At 66.4% G+C, this 12,140-nt stretch carries 16 protein-coding genes; 6 read left to right on the forward strand and 10 right to left on the reverse strand.

Annotated features, from left to right (window positions below; genetic code table 11):
- Nucleotides 1–19: 19 nt before the first annotated feature.
- The 3 genes from DBR23_RS20195 to DBR23_RS20205 are packed head-to-tail and all read right to left on the reverse strand — an operon-like array spanning nt 20 to nt 1,925.
- Nucleotides 20–790 (reverse strand): DNA-binding domain-containing protein, encoded by a 771-nt coding sequence (locus tag DBR23_RS20195; RefSeq protein ID WP_108499389.1) that lies wholly within the window; start codon nt 788–790, stop codon nt 20–22.
- Entirely contained in the window at nt 781–1,629 is an 849-nt protein-coding gene (locus DBR23_RS20200; RefSeq protein WP_108499390.1) for a DUF692 domain-containing protein, read from the reverse strand. Before DBR23_RS20200 ends, DBR23_RS20195 begins: the two co-directional genes overlap by 10 nt.
- Nucleotides 1,630–1,631: 2 nt before the next feature.
- Nucleotides 1,632–1,925 (reverse strand): DUF2282 domain-containing protein, encoded by a 294-nt coding sequence (locus DBR23_RS20205; RefSeq protein WP_056059544.1) that lies wholly within the window; start codon nt 1,923–1,925, stop codon nt 1,632–1,634.
- Between the two features lie 212 nt (nt 1,926–2,137).
- On the opposite strand from DBR23_RS20205, the gene DBR23_RS20210 reads away from it, so the two are divergent.
- Complete coding sequence (locus tag DBR23_RS20210) at nt 2,138–2,683, forward strand: sigma-70 family RNA polymerase sigma factor (protein WP_056059542.1); 546 nt, start codon at nt 2,138–2,140, stop codon at nt 2,681–2,683.
- Nucleotides 2,680–3,321, forward strand: coding sequence for a DUF1109 domain-containing protein (locus DBR23_RS20215; RefSeq protein WP_108499391.1), 642 nt, complete (start codon nt 2,680–2,682; stop codon nt 3,319–3,321). Before DBR23_RS20210 ends, DBR23_RS20215 begins: the two co-directional genes overlap by 4 nt.
- Before the next feature lie 21 nt (nt 3,322–3,342).
- Here DBR23_RS20215 and DBR23_RS20220 read toward each other — a convergent pair whose 3' ends face one another.
- Both DBR23_RS20220 and DBR23_RS20225 read right to left on the reverse strand, forming a co-directional pair.
- Complete coding sequence (locus DBR23_RS20220; RefSeq protein WP_108499392.1) at nt 3,343–3,801, reverse strand: GNAT family N-acetyltransferase; 459 nt, start codon at nt 3,799–3,801, stop codon at nt 3,343–3,345.
- 108 nt (nt 3,802–3,909) lie between these two features.
- Nucleotides 3,910–5,169: a multifunctional CCA addition/repair protein gene (locus DBR23_RS20225; RefSeq protein WP_108499393.1), complete on the reverse strand. Its 1,260-nt coding sequence runs from the start codon at nt 5,167–5,169 to the stop codon at nt 3,910–3,912.
- Nucleotides 5,170–5,208: 39 nt separating this feature from the next.
- Here DBR23_RS20225 and DBR23_RS20230 point away from each other — a divergent pair, with 39 nt between their 5' ends.
- Together DBR23_RS20230 and DBR23_RS20235 are read left to right on the forward strand one after the other, a co-directional pair.
- The gene (locus DBR23_RS20230) at nt 5,209–5,664 is read left to right on the forward strand and encodes a hypothetical protein (RefSeq protein ID WP_108499394.1); all 456 of its coding nucleotides are present in this window, start codon (nt 5,209–5,211) and stop codon (nt 5,662–5,664) included.
- A gap of 8 nt (nt 5,665–5,672) precedes the next feature.
- Nucleotides 5,673–6,134: a hypothetical protein gene (locus tag DBR23_RS20235; RefSeq protein WP_146191385.1), complete on the forward strand. Its 462-nt coding sequence runs from the start codon at nt 5,673–5,675 to the stop codon at nt 6,132–6,134.
- A 42-nt stretch (nt 6,135–6,176) separates the two neighbouring features.
- Here the strand turns inward: DBR23_RS20235 and DBR23_RS20240 are convergent, their stop codons facing one another.
- The 3 genes from DBR23_RS20240 to DBR23_RS20250 form a co-directional block, all read right to left on the reverse strand.
- The gene (locus DBR23_RS20240; protein WP_108499396.1) at nt 6,177–6,485 is read right to left on the reverse strand and encodes an NIPSNAP family protein; all 309 of its coding nucleotides are present in this window, start codon (nt 6,483–6,485) and stop codon (nt 6,177–6,179) included.
- A gap of 8 nt (nt 6,486–6,493) precedes the next feature.
- Complete coding sequence (locus DBR23_RS20245) at nt 6,494–7,186, reverse strand: glutathione S-transferase family protein (RefSeq protein ID WP_108499397.1); 693 nt, start codon at nt 7,184–7,186, stop codon at nt 6,494–6,496.
- Nucleotides 7,187–7,318: 132 nt separating this feature from the next.
- Nucleotides 7,319–7,891: a 5-formyltetrahydrofolate cyclo-ligase gene (locus DBR23_RS20250; protein WP_056059531.1), complete on the reverse strand. Its 573-nt coding sequence runs from the start codon at nt 7,889–7,891 to the stop codon at nt 7,319–7,321.
- Nucleotides 7,892–7,905: 14 nt separating this feature from the next.
- On the opposite strand from DBR23_RS20250, the gene DBR23_RS20255 reads away from it, so the two are divergent.
- Both DBR23_RS20255 and DBR23_RS20260 read left to right on the forward strand, forming a co-directional pair.
- Entirely contained in the window at nt 7,906–9,891 is a 1,986-nt protein-coding gene (locus tag DBR23_RS20255; protein ID WP_108499398.1) for a lytic transglycosylase domain-containing protein, read from the forward strand.
- A 117-nt stretch (nt 9,892–10,008) separates the two neighbouring features.
- Entirely contained in the window at nt 10,009–10,608 is a 600-nt protein-coding gene (locus tag DBR23_RS20260) for a DUF4124 domain-containing protein (RefSeq protein ID WP_108499399.1), read from the forward strand.
- A gap of 96 nt (nt 10,609–10,704) precedes the next feature.
- On the opposite strand, the gene DBR23_RS20265 is transcribed toward DBR23_RS20260, so the two are convergent.
- Together DBR23_RS20265 and rbsD are read right to left on the reverse strand one after the other, a co-directional pair.
- On the reverse strand, nt 10,705–11,637 hold the full coding sequence (locus DBR23_RS20265) for an MBL fold metallo-hydrolase (protein ID WP_108499400.1): 933 nt from the start codon (nt 11,635–11,637) through the stop codon (nt 10,705–10,707).
- A 125-nt stretch (nt 11,638–11,762) separates the two neighbouring features.
- The coding region (gene rbsD, locus DBR23_RS20270; RefSeq protein WP_108499401.1) for a D-ribose pyranase at nt 11,763–12,140 on the reverse strand (378 nt) is incomplete at its 5' end.

The following is a 12,140-nucleotide window of genomic DNA, read 5'->3' on the forward strand; positions in this document are numbered from 1 at the left end:
GATGTGCATGGTGGGCTCCTCAGCTGGTGTGGGTGGTGTGTGGGTTGATGGTCGCCAAGGCGCCCGCGTCGAGCAGGCTGGTCATCAGGGCGGCAAAATCGGTCGCCGGCTCGGCCACCAGGGCGCGGGTGGCGGCAGTCTCCAGCGGCAGGCCTTGGGCGCAGGCGTCCAGAAGCGCCACGCCGGCGCGGGACAGGGGCCGCCATATCACGTCCGCATGGGGCCGGGTGAGCAGTGCGCCGTCGCCGTGCCAGTCCACGGCCTCGGGCAGGGCCAGGCCCTCGCGGTGGTGGTGCCACAGCGCATGGGCGGGAAAGTCTTCACACCAGGCCCAGCGTGCGGCGGGGTGCGGCTGCAGTGATGCGTGGGGCAAGGTGTCAGGGGTCTGCTGTGCCAGCCAATGGCGGTCCACGGCCGTGGCGTCTGCCGCCAGATGGCATTCGGTCCAGCAGCGGTCCAGGCGCGCCACGGCCGGCAGGTAAGGCAGCTCGGCCGCTGGTGCAAAACCGGCCAGAAAGTCAGCAAACCCCGCGCCGTAGTCCATCAGCAGTCCGTCAACCGGCGGCTGCGTGCGGGCGTACACCGCCGCAGCGGCGCGGAGCCAGTCTTCGCCCACCAGCTGGCACACCGTGGGGTAGCTGGCCTGCAGGGCATCAATGCAGCCCTTGAGCACGGTGTTGCGGTACACGGCAAAGCTGGGCTGGGATTCCAGCGCAGACAGCCAAGGTGCGTGCTCGGCATGGCCGAACAACGCGGCAGAGAAGCCGTCCTGGAATGCGCTCAGCTGCATGCTGCCTCCTCGGGCTGCGCCGCTGTGAGCGCGTTGTGGGCCTTGTCGCGCTCGGCCAGCAGTTCGCTGAAGGCGGGCAGATTGTCGTCGCGTTCGATGAGGGTGGGCACGGGACCTGTGCGCGCGATCACCTGCTCGTACAGCGCCCACACCACCGGGGCGATGGACGCGTCGTGGCTGTCGATCAGCAGGGCATCGCCATGCACCGGGTCGGCATGGTGGCCCGCCAGGTGGATTTCGGCCACGGCGTGCAGGGGAAAGGCGTCGAGGTAGGTCTGCGCGTCAAAGCCCAGGTTGTTGGCACTGACGTACACGTTGTTCACGTCCAGCAGCAAGGCGCAGCCAGTCCGCTGCACCAGCTCGGTCAGAAATTCGGTCTCAAGCCAGTCGTGGCCGTCGATGTGCAGGTAGTGCGTGGGGTTCTCGATGGCGATGGGGCGCTGCAGCGCATCCTGCGTTCGAGCGATGTTGTCTGCGATGCGGTGCAAGGCGGCCTGCGTGCGCGGAAACGGCAACAGGTCGGGCAGGTATTGCCCGCGCCAGGTGGACCAGGCCAGGTGCTCCGAAATGATGGCGGGCTCCACGCGCCTTGCGAGGGTGGTCAGCCGTGCCAGGTGGGTGGCATCGGGCGGTGCATCGGCCGCAAGCGACAGTGACACTCCATGCAGTGCCACCGGATGGCGCGAGCGGATGGCTTCGAGCCAGGCCAGGCGCGGGCCGCCGTCGGCCAGGTAGTTCTCGGGGTGCACCTCCCACCACAGGCCGGGGGCAGTGCACCGCAGCGCCTCGTCGTAGTGCTGGGGCTTGAGACCCAGGCCGGCGGTGAGAGGGGATGCCATGGTCAGCTCTTCATGGGCGTCAGCATGCCCATGCCCTTGGGCGTCTTGATGGTGGTGCAGGTGCCTGCGGGCACAAACTTCCAGGCGTTGCCCTGGTAGTCCATCTTGGACGTGCCCGCGCAGGTGGTGCCGGGACCTGCGGCGCAGTCGTTCTTGCCAGCCATCGAGACGCCGTAGCACTTCTCCATGGCAGGCTTGGCGCCGTCCATGGGGGCGGCGTTGGTTTGGGCCATGGCGGCGCCAGAGGTCAGGGCAACAAGTGCGAGGGCGCCGAGGCTGAGGGTGCGAGTGGTCATGGTACGGTTCTCCGAGGGTTGGATAAAGGTTGAATCCGACCGGGTGGCGGCACTGAGGTCGCATTGAGTGGCCCGATCTGCGTTGTAATTCGGGCTGTGCAGCAGGCGGGTTACAGCACTGCTCAAAAAATCGTGGCGGCGTTGCGCAAATATTTTTTGTGTTGCCTGTAACCCATTGGCCCCGGCATACGAATTCCTTGCAGGGAGACACCATGGAGATAGTGGAAGAGCGCCTGCGCGGCTTGCTGATGCAGGGGCTGGATGCCGATGCAGCCGCTTACCAGCGTTTTTTGAAGGAGCTGAGCGCCCACCTGCGCGCCTTCCTGCGCCGCCGCTTGGCGCAGCGGCCCGATGAGGTGGAAGACCTGGTGCAGGAGACGCTGCTGGCCGTGCACAACCAGCGCCACACCTACCGGCCCGAGATGCCGGTGACGGCCTGGGCGCACGCGATTGCGCGCTACAAGCTCATCGACTGGCTGCGCTCGCATGCCGTGAAGGAGGGCCGCAACGACCCGCTGGACGATGCCGACGAGTTGTTTGCCACCAGCGACAGCGAGGCTGCCGAAGCCCGGCGAGACCTGGGGCAACTGTTGCGCACGCTGCCAGACAAGCAGCGGCTGCCCATTGAGTATGTGAAGCTGGAAGGGTTGTCGGTGGTCGAGACGGCGCGCCTCACGGGGTTGTCGGAGTCGGCCGTCAAAGTCGGCGTGCACCGGGGGCTCAAGGCCCTGGCCGCCAAGATCAGGGGAATGGCATGAAAACCGATGAATTGATCCACCTGCTGGCCACCGATGACCGGCCGGTGCAGCCCGTCGCTATTGAGCGACGGTTTGCTGTCGCCAGCGCTGTGGGCATTGCCGGTGCCGGGGGGCTGATGCTGGCCCTGTTCGGTCTGCGCCCTGACCTGCTGGCGACCATGGCGTTGCCCATGTTCTGGGGCAAGCTGGTGTTTGCGGCCGCCCTGGCAGCCGCTGGCCTGGTGCTGCTGCGCCGCATGGCCCGCCCGGGCATGCCGCTGGGCCTCGCAGCCCTGTGGCTGGCAGTGCCGCCGCTGGTGCTGTGGGCCATGGCCCTGGGGGCTCTGTGGCAGGTGCCTGCGGCGGAGCGTGTGCCGCTGATTCTGGGCAGCACCTGGCGGACTTGTCCCTTCAATATCGCCTTGCTGTCGGTCCCGGCGTTCGTTGGAGGCTTCTGGGCGCTCAAGGGCGCTGCGCCCACGCGGCTGGCGTGGGCAGGAGCGGGCGCTGGCTTGCTGGCAGGCGCGCTGGGGGCGCTGGTGTATGCCCTGCATTGCCCCGAGATGGCCACCCCGTTTCTGGCGGTGTGGTATCTGGCGGGCATGGCCATACCGACTGCTCTGGGGGCTGTACTGGGGCCGCGTCTGCTGCGCTGGTAGCGCTGGTGGGGGAATGGAGCTTCAGGCGCTGACACGCTTGTTGTACGCGCGGAACACTGTGTCCAGCGTCCAGCCCAGCGATTCGTAGAGTTTTTGCGCCGTGGTGTTGGTGTGGGCCGTGGTCAGGTCCATGCGCACCTTGCTATGGGCGCGTGCCGTCGCTTCTGCCGCCAGCAGCAAGCTGCGCCCGGCCCCGGTCTTGCGCGCTGCGGGCGCCACGAACAGGTCGTACAGCGTGTAGATGGGCGCTGCCTCCACCGAGCAGAACGTGGGGTAGAGCTGGCAAAAGCCCACCGCTGCCTGTGCCCCATCCATCGCAAGCAAGATCACGGACTCCTCGCGCTCCAACCGCTTTGCAATGAAGGCCCGCGCTCCGGCCAGGTCTGGTGCCTGTTCGTAGAACTGCCGGTAGGCATCCAACAGCGGCGCGATGGTGTCGGCGTCTGCCGGGGTGGCGGGGCGGATGTGCACAGAGGTCATGGAGGCGTCGTGATCGCAAAAAAGCCAAAAGACGCACCCTTTCCAGGGTGCGAGCGGACGCGGATTGTAGGGAGGGTTGGACCGATCTTGGCGACGCAGCGCACGCGGTCAGGTGGTAGCGCCGTGCGACTGGGTGTGCAGCCACTGCGCCACGGCTTCGACCCGTGCCTGGTGGATCAGCGCACCCACCTGCGGGCCGCTTTGTCCCTTGGCGGCGGCCTGTGCCGCAATCTCGCGCGTGACGACCGATTGGACGGCGGCCAGCACGGCCAGCAGGCGAGGGCGCTGCGGATAAGTGGATTCTTCAAACCCCAGCCGCCCGCGCGCATCGCACTCGCAGGCCAACAGCACCTCGGCAAAACGCTCAGGCTTGCGGATGGCGTCACAGCGCTCCAGCAGGCGCACCAGGGCAGCGGCGGACAGGTCGGCGCTGCGGTGGATGTGCCCGTGTTCGCGCGCCACCACTTCGGCGGTCTCGCGGCAGTCCACGGGCACGCGCAGGCGCTCGGCCACGTCTTTCAGCAGCTCGGCACTGCGCTCCTCATGCCCGATGTGGCGCGGCAGTACATCGGCGGCCGTGGTGCCCTTGCCCAGGTCGTGCGCCAGGCAGGCAAAGCGCACGGTGAGTGGCGCCAGCAGCCGCGCAGCCATGTCCAGCACCATCATCAGGTGCACGCCGGTGTCCACCTCGGGGTGGTACTCGGCCCGCTGGGGCACGCCCCACAGGCACGCCACCTCGGGCAGCAGCACGGCCAGTGCGCCACACTCGCGCAGCACCTCGAACATGCGCGAGGGTTGTGCTTCCATAAGCCCGCGCGCCAGCTCTTGCCACACGCGCTCTGCCACCAGGTGGTCCACCTCGCCATGCGCGACCATCTCGCGCATCAGCTGCATCGTCTCGGGCGCCACCGTGAAGTCGGTGAAGCGCGCAGCAAACCGCGCCACGCGCAGAATGCGTACCGGGTCTTCGCGGAAGGCATCGGTCACATGGCGCAGCACACGCGCACGGAGGTCTTTTTCGCCGTGGTAGGGGTCAAAAAGACGGGTGGCGCCGGATTCATCTGTGCTGGATGCTATTGAATTGATAGTGAGATCGCGGCGCGAGAGGTCTTCCTCCAGCGTCACATCGGGCGAGCTTTGCACCACAAAGCCCCGGTAGCCGCGCCCGCTCTTGCGCTCGGTGCGGGCCAGCGCGTATTCCTCGCGTGTTTCGGGGTGCAAAAAGACGGGGAAGTCGCGCCCCACGGGCAGGTAGCCTTGCGCCAGCATCTGCTCAGGCGTCGCGCCCACCACCACCCAGTCGTGGTCATTCACCGGTCGGCCCAGCAGCTTGTCGCGGACCGCGCCGCCCACCATGTAGATTTGCATCGGCATAGTTTAGGACGAGGGTCGTATAGTCCCGCCACCATGTCCCTATCGTCCGACCTCACCATTGCTCAGCTCAACCCCGACGGCAGCGTGCCCGTGCCCCAGGCGCCTGACGCCGCCGCCAACGCGGCCGCCGAGGCCCTGCAGCGCGAGGCGCAATTCGAGGCCCTGAAGGCCCAGGTGGAGGCGCTGCAGGAGATCCTCGCCAAGCCGCTCAACGACATCCTGGCTGAACACGACAAGTTCAAGGAGGTGGCGGCCGCATGGGATTCCTTCGGCGCGATGTGGATGCTGTCGCAGCGCGCCATGCGCCGCGTGGCGATGGACCTTGCATCCACCCAGGGCGTGAGCGAGGAAGAGGTGGTGGCCCGCGCCATGGCCTACGCGAACCAGGTGCTCAACACCGAGGACGAAGACCTGGGCGGCACCATCGCCCCCGCCCAGTTGGCCCACATCGCGCGGCACAAGGCGTTCTTGCGCAAGCAGTTTAGGTAGAGCGGGCGATGAAAAAACGTGTGACGGTGTTTACTTTTGCCTTTGCGGCTTTGCTGACGGGAATGGCTCTATGGCCGTACGCTCCCCCGCTTGAAACACTGACGGTGGAGAGTGCCACTGTCGAAGTAAAGCACCCGGGGCCGATGGCGCGCGAGGCCGTCTTTCGGACAGCGTCGGGCGCGCAGGTGTCCTGCTCGCGTGGACACAAATCGGGGGGATGCCCTATAGAACACTTGGTTCGAATGGAGGCGCGTCAAGTGCAGCTCACCGTGTGGCACGATGGCGCGCGCGTTCTCCAAATCGCTGACAAGGAAAGAGTCATTCACCCCTACGATGACATTTACAGCGGCCGGGCATTTGTGTTGGTGATGGCGGCCATTGTTGCGCTGGTGGGGTTGGGCCAGATAGCGATACACATTGGCTGGGCTAACGAGTACGACAAAGAGGGGAAGCTGATCCAGCGCGAATAGCCGGGGCGCGCGCTGGGCTCCCGATCGATTGGCCCTGAACTCTCACTTGAACACGGGGCGGAAAAAACTCCGCTCGTAGCTCACGATGCACCCCGTCTCTTCGGCATAGCGGAAAGCCGCTTGGCAGTCCGCATCCTGCATCGACGCCTCGCGGTAGCGCTCGTAGGCTGCGAGGCTCTCGAACGTGAACAGCGCCAGCGCGATGTTGTTGGCGCCCTCGCTCGGCATGAAGTAGCCGTGGTGTTGGCCGCCGAATTTCTCGACCAGCGGAATCCACAGTTTTCCGTAGTGCTCAAACTCTTTCAGCTTGCTGGTGTTGAGCACGTAGCGCAGGTAGATGGTGACGGCCATGGTGGTGCTCAGCCTTCGGTATGGCGCAGGCGGTAGGGCTCTTCGAAGTCCAGGAAGTCCTTCTCGGCCAGGGCCTCGTCGATCCAGGCCTGCACGCCGGGCAGGGTGCGCACCCGGTCCACATAGGCCCGGATGGTCGCAGGCACGGGCAGGGCGTAGGTATGCAGGCGCATGCAGACGGGGGCAAAGTAGGCGTCGGCCACGGTGAATTCACCAAACAGCAGCGGACCACCGTGCTCTTGCAGCAGCGCACTCCACATCTCCACCAGGCGCTGCACGTCGGCGCGCACGCCGGCCTGGTCGCGCCAGATCAGGGCGCCGGTGTCGACAAGGTTCGCTTCGATGTTCATGGGGCAGTGGCTGCGCAGGGCGGTGAAACCGCTGTGCATCTCGGCGCATACGCTGCGGGCGCGTGCGCGGGCCTTGGCGTCGGTGGGCCAGAGCTTTTTGTCGGAGTGGGTTTCGGCCACGTACTCCGCAATCGCCAGGGTGTCCCACACTACCAGGTCGCCGTCCACCAGCACGGGCACTTTGGCCGTGGGACTCACGGCCCCGATGGTGCGCTTGAATTCCGACTGCGCGTCAAAGCTGTCAAAGCGCACGCGCACTTCTTCAAAGACGATGCCCGCCTGCTTGAGCAGCACCCAGGGGCGCATGGACCAGGACGAGTAGTTCTTGTTGCCGATGTAGAGCTTGAGCATGTTGGGCACCTGAGATGAAGAGGTCAGCCCGCCATGCTAGCGGCTGCCGGGCGCGTCAGCGATGCCAAAAACTGGCCTGAATGATGCGCTGCCGGCATCACAGGCCATCGTGCAGGTCTGACTGGCCGGGGATCAGATGGGCCAGACCACGCCGTTGTCGTTGAGGATGGCGTCGAGTGGCAGGTCGAACTCCTCGGGCTCGAAGTCGTCCAGGTAGCCATGGGTGAAGCCCAGGCCCACGGTGAACGGCTTGGGCTGCAGCGTCGCCAGCGTACGGTCGTAAAAGCCGCCGCCATAGCCCAGCCGGTAGCCACCCGGTGCGTAGCCCACGCAGGGCACAAACAGCAGCGTGGGCACGATGACCTCGGTGTCCTTGGGCTTGGGGATGCCATAGGCGTCTTCTTCCATGGGGCAGCCGGGGTACCAGGCGTGGAAGGTGAGGGTCTTGTGCTGCTTGTTGACCACCGGCAGGCCAATGCGGCGGCGCAGGGGTTCGTCCAGCAGCTCGCCATCTTCCTTCCAGCGGTGCAGGGCGGGCAGGGGGTCGAACTCGCCCTTGATGGGCCAGTAGGCGCCGATCACCGTATCCGGCCGGTTCACCAGCCAGATGCGCATCACCTGCTGTAACAGGTCGGCCCGCTGTAGGCGGTCGGGCAGGTTGAGGCGTTCTTCTATCAATGTGCGCCGAAGGGCTGCTTTGTCCATCAGATAATTCCCCCATGCAATTTCTCAGAGCGATTCTGACACCCCTTGTGGCCGCCACCCTGCTGGTTGCCACCGCGCCCCTTGTCATGGCGCAAAACCGTGGTGACGATACCCTGCTGGAGATGCAGCAGGCGTTCCGCAAGGGCGACCGCAACAAGCTCGCGCAGCTGCTGCCTGCGGCACGCGGCCATGCGCTCGAGCCTTGGGCCGCCTACTGGGAGTTGCGCGTGCGTCTGGGCGAGGCCTCGCCACAGGAGATTCAGGCCTTCCTGCAGCGCTACGCCGGCACCTACCAGGAAGACCGCCTGCGCAACGACTGGCTGCTGCTGCTGGGCCAGCGGCGCGACTGGGGCCAGTTTGCCGACCAACACCCCAGCTACCGCATGTCGGACGACCGCGAAGTGCGCTGCTACGCGCTGCTGATCGACCAGATCAAGGGCACGGCACCGGCCACCGTGGCCGAGGACGTGCGCAGCAACTGGTATGCGATCCGCGACGCCGACGATGGCTGCACCCACGCCGCGCGCGAGTTGTATGGCTACAAGAAGCTCTCGGCCCTGGACGTGTGGCGCAAGGCCCGCCTGGGCGTGGAGGCCAACCGCCCCCGCGTGGTGCGCTCGGCGGTCGAGATCGTTTCGCCCGAATCGCTACCGCAGCTCAAGGATGTGCTCGATGCGCCCAGCAAATACCTGCTCTCGCGCGCCACGGCGGCCGGCAAGGCCCGGCAAGAGTTGGTGCTGCTCGCCCTGTTGAAGCTGGCCACCAGCGACCCGGACGGCGCGGCCTACCAGCTGGAGAACAAATGGGGCGTGCACCTCTCGGCCGAAGAGCGCAACTGGGCCTGGGGCGTGATCGGCAAGACCGCTGCGCAGAAACTGGCCAGCAACGCCCACGGCTACTTCGCCAATGTGACCAAGGACAGCGACCTCAACGACGACCTGCTGGGCTGGAAGGTGCGTGCCGCCTTGCGCGCTGGCCAGTGGAAGGCCGTGGGCAAGGCGGTCGACGCCATGGGCCCTGAAGGCCGCCAGGACAGCACCTGGGTGTACTGGAAGGCGCGCTCGCTGCTGGCAGGCCGTGTGACCGATGCCGAACGCGCGGAAGCACGCCAGCTGCTCGAAGGCATTGCCGGAACGCGCGGCTTCTATGAGCAGCTGGCGCTCGAAGAGCTGGGCCAACGCATCACCTCGCCCCCCGCTCCCGCGCCCCTCACCGCCGAAGAAAAGGCTGCCGCCCGCGCCAACCCGGGGCTCAACCGCGCCCTGTACGCCATCCTGCTGGGCCTGCGCAGCGAAGGCGTGCGCGAGTGGAACTACACCACCAACCTGCACCAGAGCGGCGGCATGCCCGACCGCGAACTGCTGGCTGCCGCCGACTTCGCCTGCCAGAGGGAGGTGTGGGACCGCTGCATCAACACCAGCGAACGCACCAAGGGCGTGGTGGACGTCACGCAGCGCTTTCCCATGCCGTTTCGCAGCACCGTGGTGGAGCGTGCCCAAGGCATCGGCATCGACCCGGCCTATGTGTACGGCCTGATCCGCCAGGAAAGCCGTTTTGTGATGGATGCCCGCTCGCATGTCGGTGCCTCGGGCCTCATGCAGGTGATGCCCGCCACGGCCCGCTGGACGGCCAAGAAGATTGGCCTCACCAACTTCACGCCCGACCAGATCACCGACCGCGACACCAACATCACCATCGGCACGGCCTACCTCAAGCTGGCACTGGACGACTTTGCGGGCTCCATGCCCATGGCTGCGGCCGCCTACAACGCGGGCCCCGGCCGCCCGCGCAGCTGGCGCAACGGCCCGGTGCTGGACGCCGCCATCTGGGCCGAGAACGTGCCCTTTGCCGAGACGCGCGACTACGTGAAGAAGGTGCTCTCCAACACCACCAATTACGCAGCCATCCTCACCGGCCTGCCCCAGTCGCTCAAGAGCCGCCTGGGCACCATTGGCCCCCGCGACGCGAACCTGCCCGAGGTGAACAAGGACTTGCCCTGAGGCCCTGTTGCTCGCCGGCGGGGGCGAAAGGTATCTGGATTGCTATCAATAGAGGAGCTGAAGGCGCATATTCAACTAGCGCCTTAGCCGGGTTTCATTAAAAAAAGAGAGGGTGTGATGGGCAAACTGGCATGGATGGCCTGTGTAGCCACAATGGCCGCGGCAGCGGCGTGGAGCGTGGGCGCGCAGGCGCAACCCGTGTACAAATGGGTGGATGCCGAGGGCAAGACCCACTACGGCTCGCAGCCCCCGCCCGCCAAGCAGGATGCCGAGCCGCTGAAGCTGCAGAGCAACAACGGCACCAGCGGGGGCAGCGGCTCTTCCTCTGGCAGCAAGGGCACCAGCGCCAAGGCGGGCCAGCAGTACAACCCCGATGGCACCAAGAAGGTCTCCAAGGACGTTGAGGAGTTTGGCGAAGGGCTCAAGAAATCGCTGGGCACGGTGGACAGCCAGCAGGCACCCCTGAACTGCGCCGTGGCCGTGGACAACATCCACTACCAAGCCGACCTGATGCTGGAAGTGGGCCAGAAGAACGTGCGGGACGGCTACATGACCCAAGCGGCTTTCGATGCCACGGCACCCAAGATCCGCGAAGCCAAGGGCAAGTACAGCGTGTCCGACTGCCAGGGCGCATCGGGCAACAAGAAGTCGTTTTACCAGTGCATGTCCAGCAGCAAGAACCACGTGACGGGCTGCGACAAGCAATACAAACACTGACGGCGTTGTTCTGATCCGCCCAGGCGCTTTGCGCCAGCGGCGGGGTCCCTCGGTCAGGGCACGCACTGGCACCCAGCCATGCCGAGGCGTCAGGCCTCACACGTTGTGCAGCACCTCGCCCTGGCGCGCAGCGGCGCCTGACCGCACCAGTTCATCCGCCAGGCTCTGCAGCCATTCGGCCTCGGTCTGCGTGGCAAAGTGCCGTGCACGCAGCATGCCGAAATACGGCGTGGTCTGCGCCCAGGCCGTGAGGTCGGCAATCCCGATCTGCTGCCATTCGAGCAGCTTGTACTTGAGCAGCACCTTGGCCGCATAAAGCGCGTGCTTGCCCGGGTTGCGCACAAAACCGTCCAGGCGGCGACGGGCGCCGTCGATGGCGCGGGGCGCATCGGCAAACACCGGCCCATGGCCCGGGATCACGACCTGGGGCGACAGCGTTTCAATCAGGTCCAGCGTGGCGCCCACCTGGGCGAAGGCATCGTCGCCCTCCAGCTCCGGGAACACCACGCCAAAGCCGTTTTCCCACAGCGCATCGGCCGAGATCAGCACGCGGCCCTGGGGTTCGAACAGCACCACCGAGTGCGGGTCGTGCCCCGGCGCGGCATGCACCTGCCAGGGCTTGTCGCCCAGCAGCACGCACGAGCCCGGCACCAGCAGCGTGTCGGCCCGAAAGGGTGGGCACTCCTGCCCGGTGGGGGTGTAGCTCAGCGCGTAAGCATCCCACTGGCGCACATGGTCGGCCTGGCCGGGCGGTATGGCCGTGAGCACGCCGGGCCAGGCCTTTTGCAGCGCGGCATTGCCGCCGCAGTGGTCGCTGTGCAGGTGGGTGTTGAGCAGGCGGTCCAGCCTGCGGCCCGCGAGGGCATCGCGCACCAGCTCCACGGTTTGCTCGGCATGGCTGCAATAGCCGGTGTCCACGATGGCTGTGTCGTGCTGGCCGATGAAAAGGATGTTGTTGGCCGACAGCCAGCCGCGTTCGAGAACGGTGATTTCAGGGGGCAGGAGATCGTGGGGCGCTGTGGTGGGCATGGGTGCAGGAATTCGGGGCTTCGGTGGCGGGCTTTAACGCCGCGCCGTGGGCTGCTGCCCAGCGTACCGCAGGTCGCACCTGCCCGAAGTCCTCCAAAACCCGCAGCCTGGCCGCCCAGGCTGTGTCAGAACGTGACGCCCGCCACCAGGATCACATTGGCATACGGCGTGCATTCGCCAGTGCGCACCATCACGCGGGCCTGCTGGGTCAGGCGCTTGAACTCATCGTGCGATACGGTGCCAGGGACCACCGGGAGCTGGCACCACGTGGGCAACTGGCCACCGTCGCGCTCCACGGCTTCGGTGGCGATCAGCGCTTTTTCGACCTGCATTTCGTCCAGCACCACCCGCAGCACATCGGCCACGGCCGGGATGCCCGGCGTCAGCGCCAGGTCAATGCGGCGCGGGCCATTGGGGATGGGCAGTCCCACGTCGCCAATCACCAGCATGTCGCCGTGGCCCAGGGTGGCGATGGCGTGGGAGAGTTCGGCGTGCAGCAGGGC

Source organism: Acidovorax sp. HMWF018 (assembly GCF_003061035.1).
Lineage (GTDB): Bacteria > Pseudomonadota > Gammaproteobacteria > Burkholderiales > Burkholderiaceae_C > Acidovorax > Acidovorax delafieldii.

Bases quoted from the DNA above. Each gene is read 5' to 3' on its own strand.
- DBR23_RS20195 (WP_108499389.1), bottom strand. From the start codon at position 790: ATGCAGCTGAGCGCATTCCAGGACGGCTTCTCTGCCGCGTTGTTCGGC.
- DBR23_RS20200 (WP_108499390.1), bottom strand. From the start codon at position 1,629: ATGGCATCCCCTCTCACCGCCGGCCTGGGTCTCAAGCCCCAGCACTAC.
- DBR23_RS20205 (WP_056059544.1), bottom strand. From the start codon at position 1,925: ATGACCACTCGCACCCTCAGCCTCGGCGCCCTCGCACTTGTTGCCCTG.
- DBR23_RS20210 (WP_056059542.1), top strand. From the start codon at position 2,138: ATGGAGATAGTGGAAGAGCGCCTGCGCGGCTTGCTGATGCAGGGGCTG.
- DBR23_RS20215 (WP_108499391.1), top strand. From the start codon at position 2,680: ATGAAAACCGATGAATTGATCCACCTGCTGGCCACCGATGACCGGCCG.
- DBR23_RS20220 (WP_108499392.1), bottom strand. From the start codon at position 3,801: ATGACCTCTGTGCACATCCGCCCCGCCACCCCGGCAGACGCCGACACC.
- DBR23_RS20225 (WP_108499393.1), bottom strand. From the start codon at position 5,169: ATGCAAATCTACATGGTGGGCGGCGCGGTCCGCGACAAGCTGCTGGGC.
- DBR23_RS20230 (WP_108499394.1), top strand. From the start codon at position 5,209: ATGTCCCTATCGTCCGACCTCACCATTGCTCAGCTCAACCCCGACGGC.
- DBR23_RS20235 (WP_146191385.1), top strand. From the start codon at position 5,673: ATGAAAAAACGTGTGACGGTGTTTACTTTTGCCTTTGCGGCTTTGCTG.
- DBR23_RS20240 (WP_108499396.1), bottom strand. From the start codon at position 6,485: ATGGCCGTCACCATCTACCTGCGCTACGTGCTCAACACCAGCAAGCTG.
- DBR23_RS20245 (WP_108499397.1), bottom strand. From the start codon at position 7,186: ATGCTCAAGCTCTACATCGGCAACAAGAACTACTCGTCCTGGTCCATG.
- DBR23_RS20250 (WP_056059531.1), bottom strand. From the start codon at position 7,891: ATGGACAAAGCAGCCCTTCGGCGCACATTGATAGAAGAACGCCTCAAC.
- DBR23_RS20255 (WP_108499398.1), top strand. From the start codon at position 7,906: ATGCAATTTCTCAGAGCGATTCTGACACCCCTTGTGGCCGCCACCCTG.
- DBR23_RS20260 (WP_108499399.1), top strand. From the start codon at position 10,009: ATGGGCAAACTGGCATGGATGGCCTGTGTAGCCACAATGGCCGCGGCA.
- DBR23_RS20265 (WP_108499400.1), bottom strand. From the start codon at position 11,637: ATGCCCACCACAGCGCCCCACGATCTCCTGCCCCCTGAAATCACCGTT.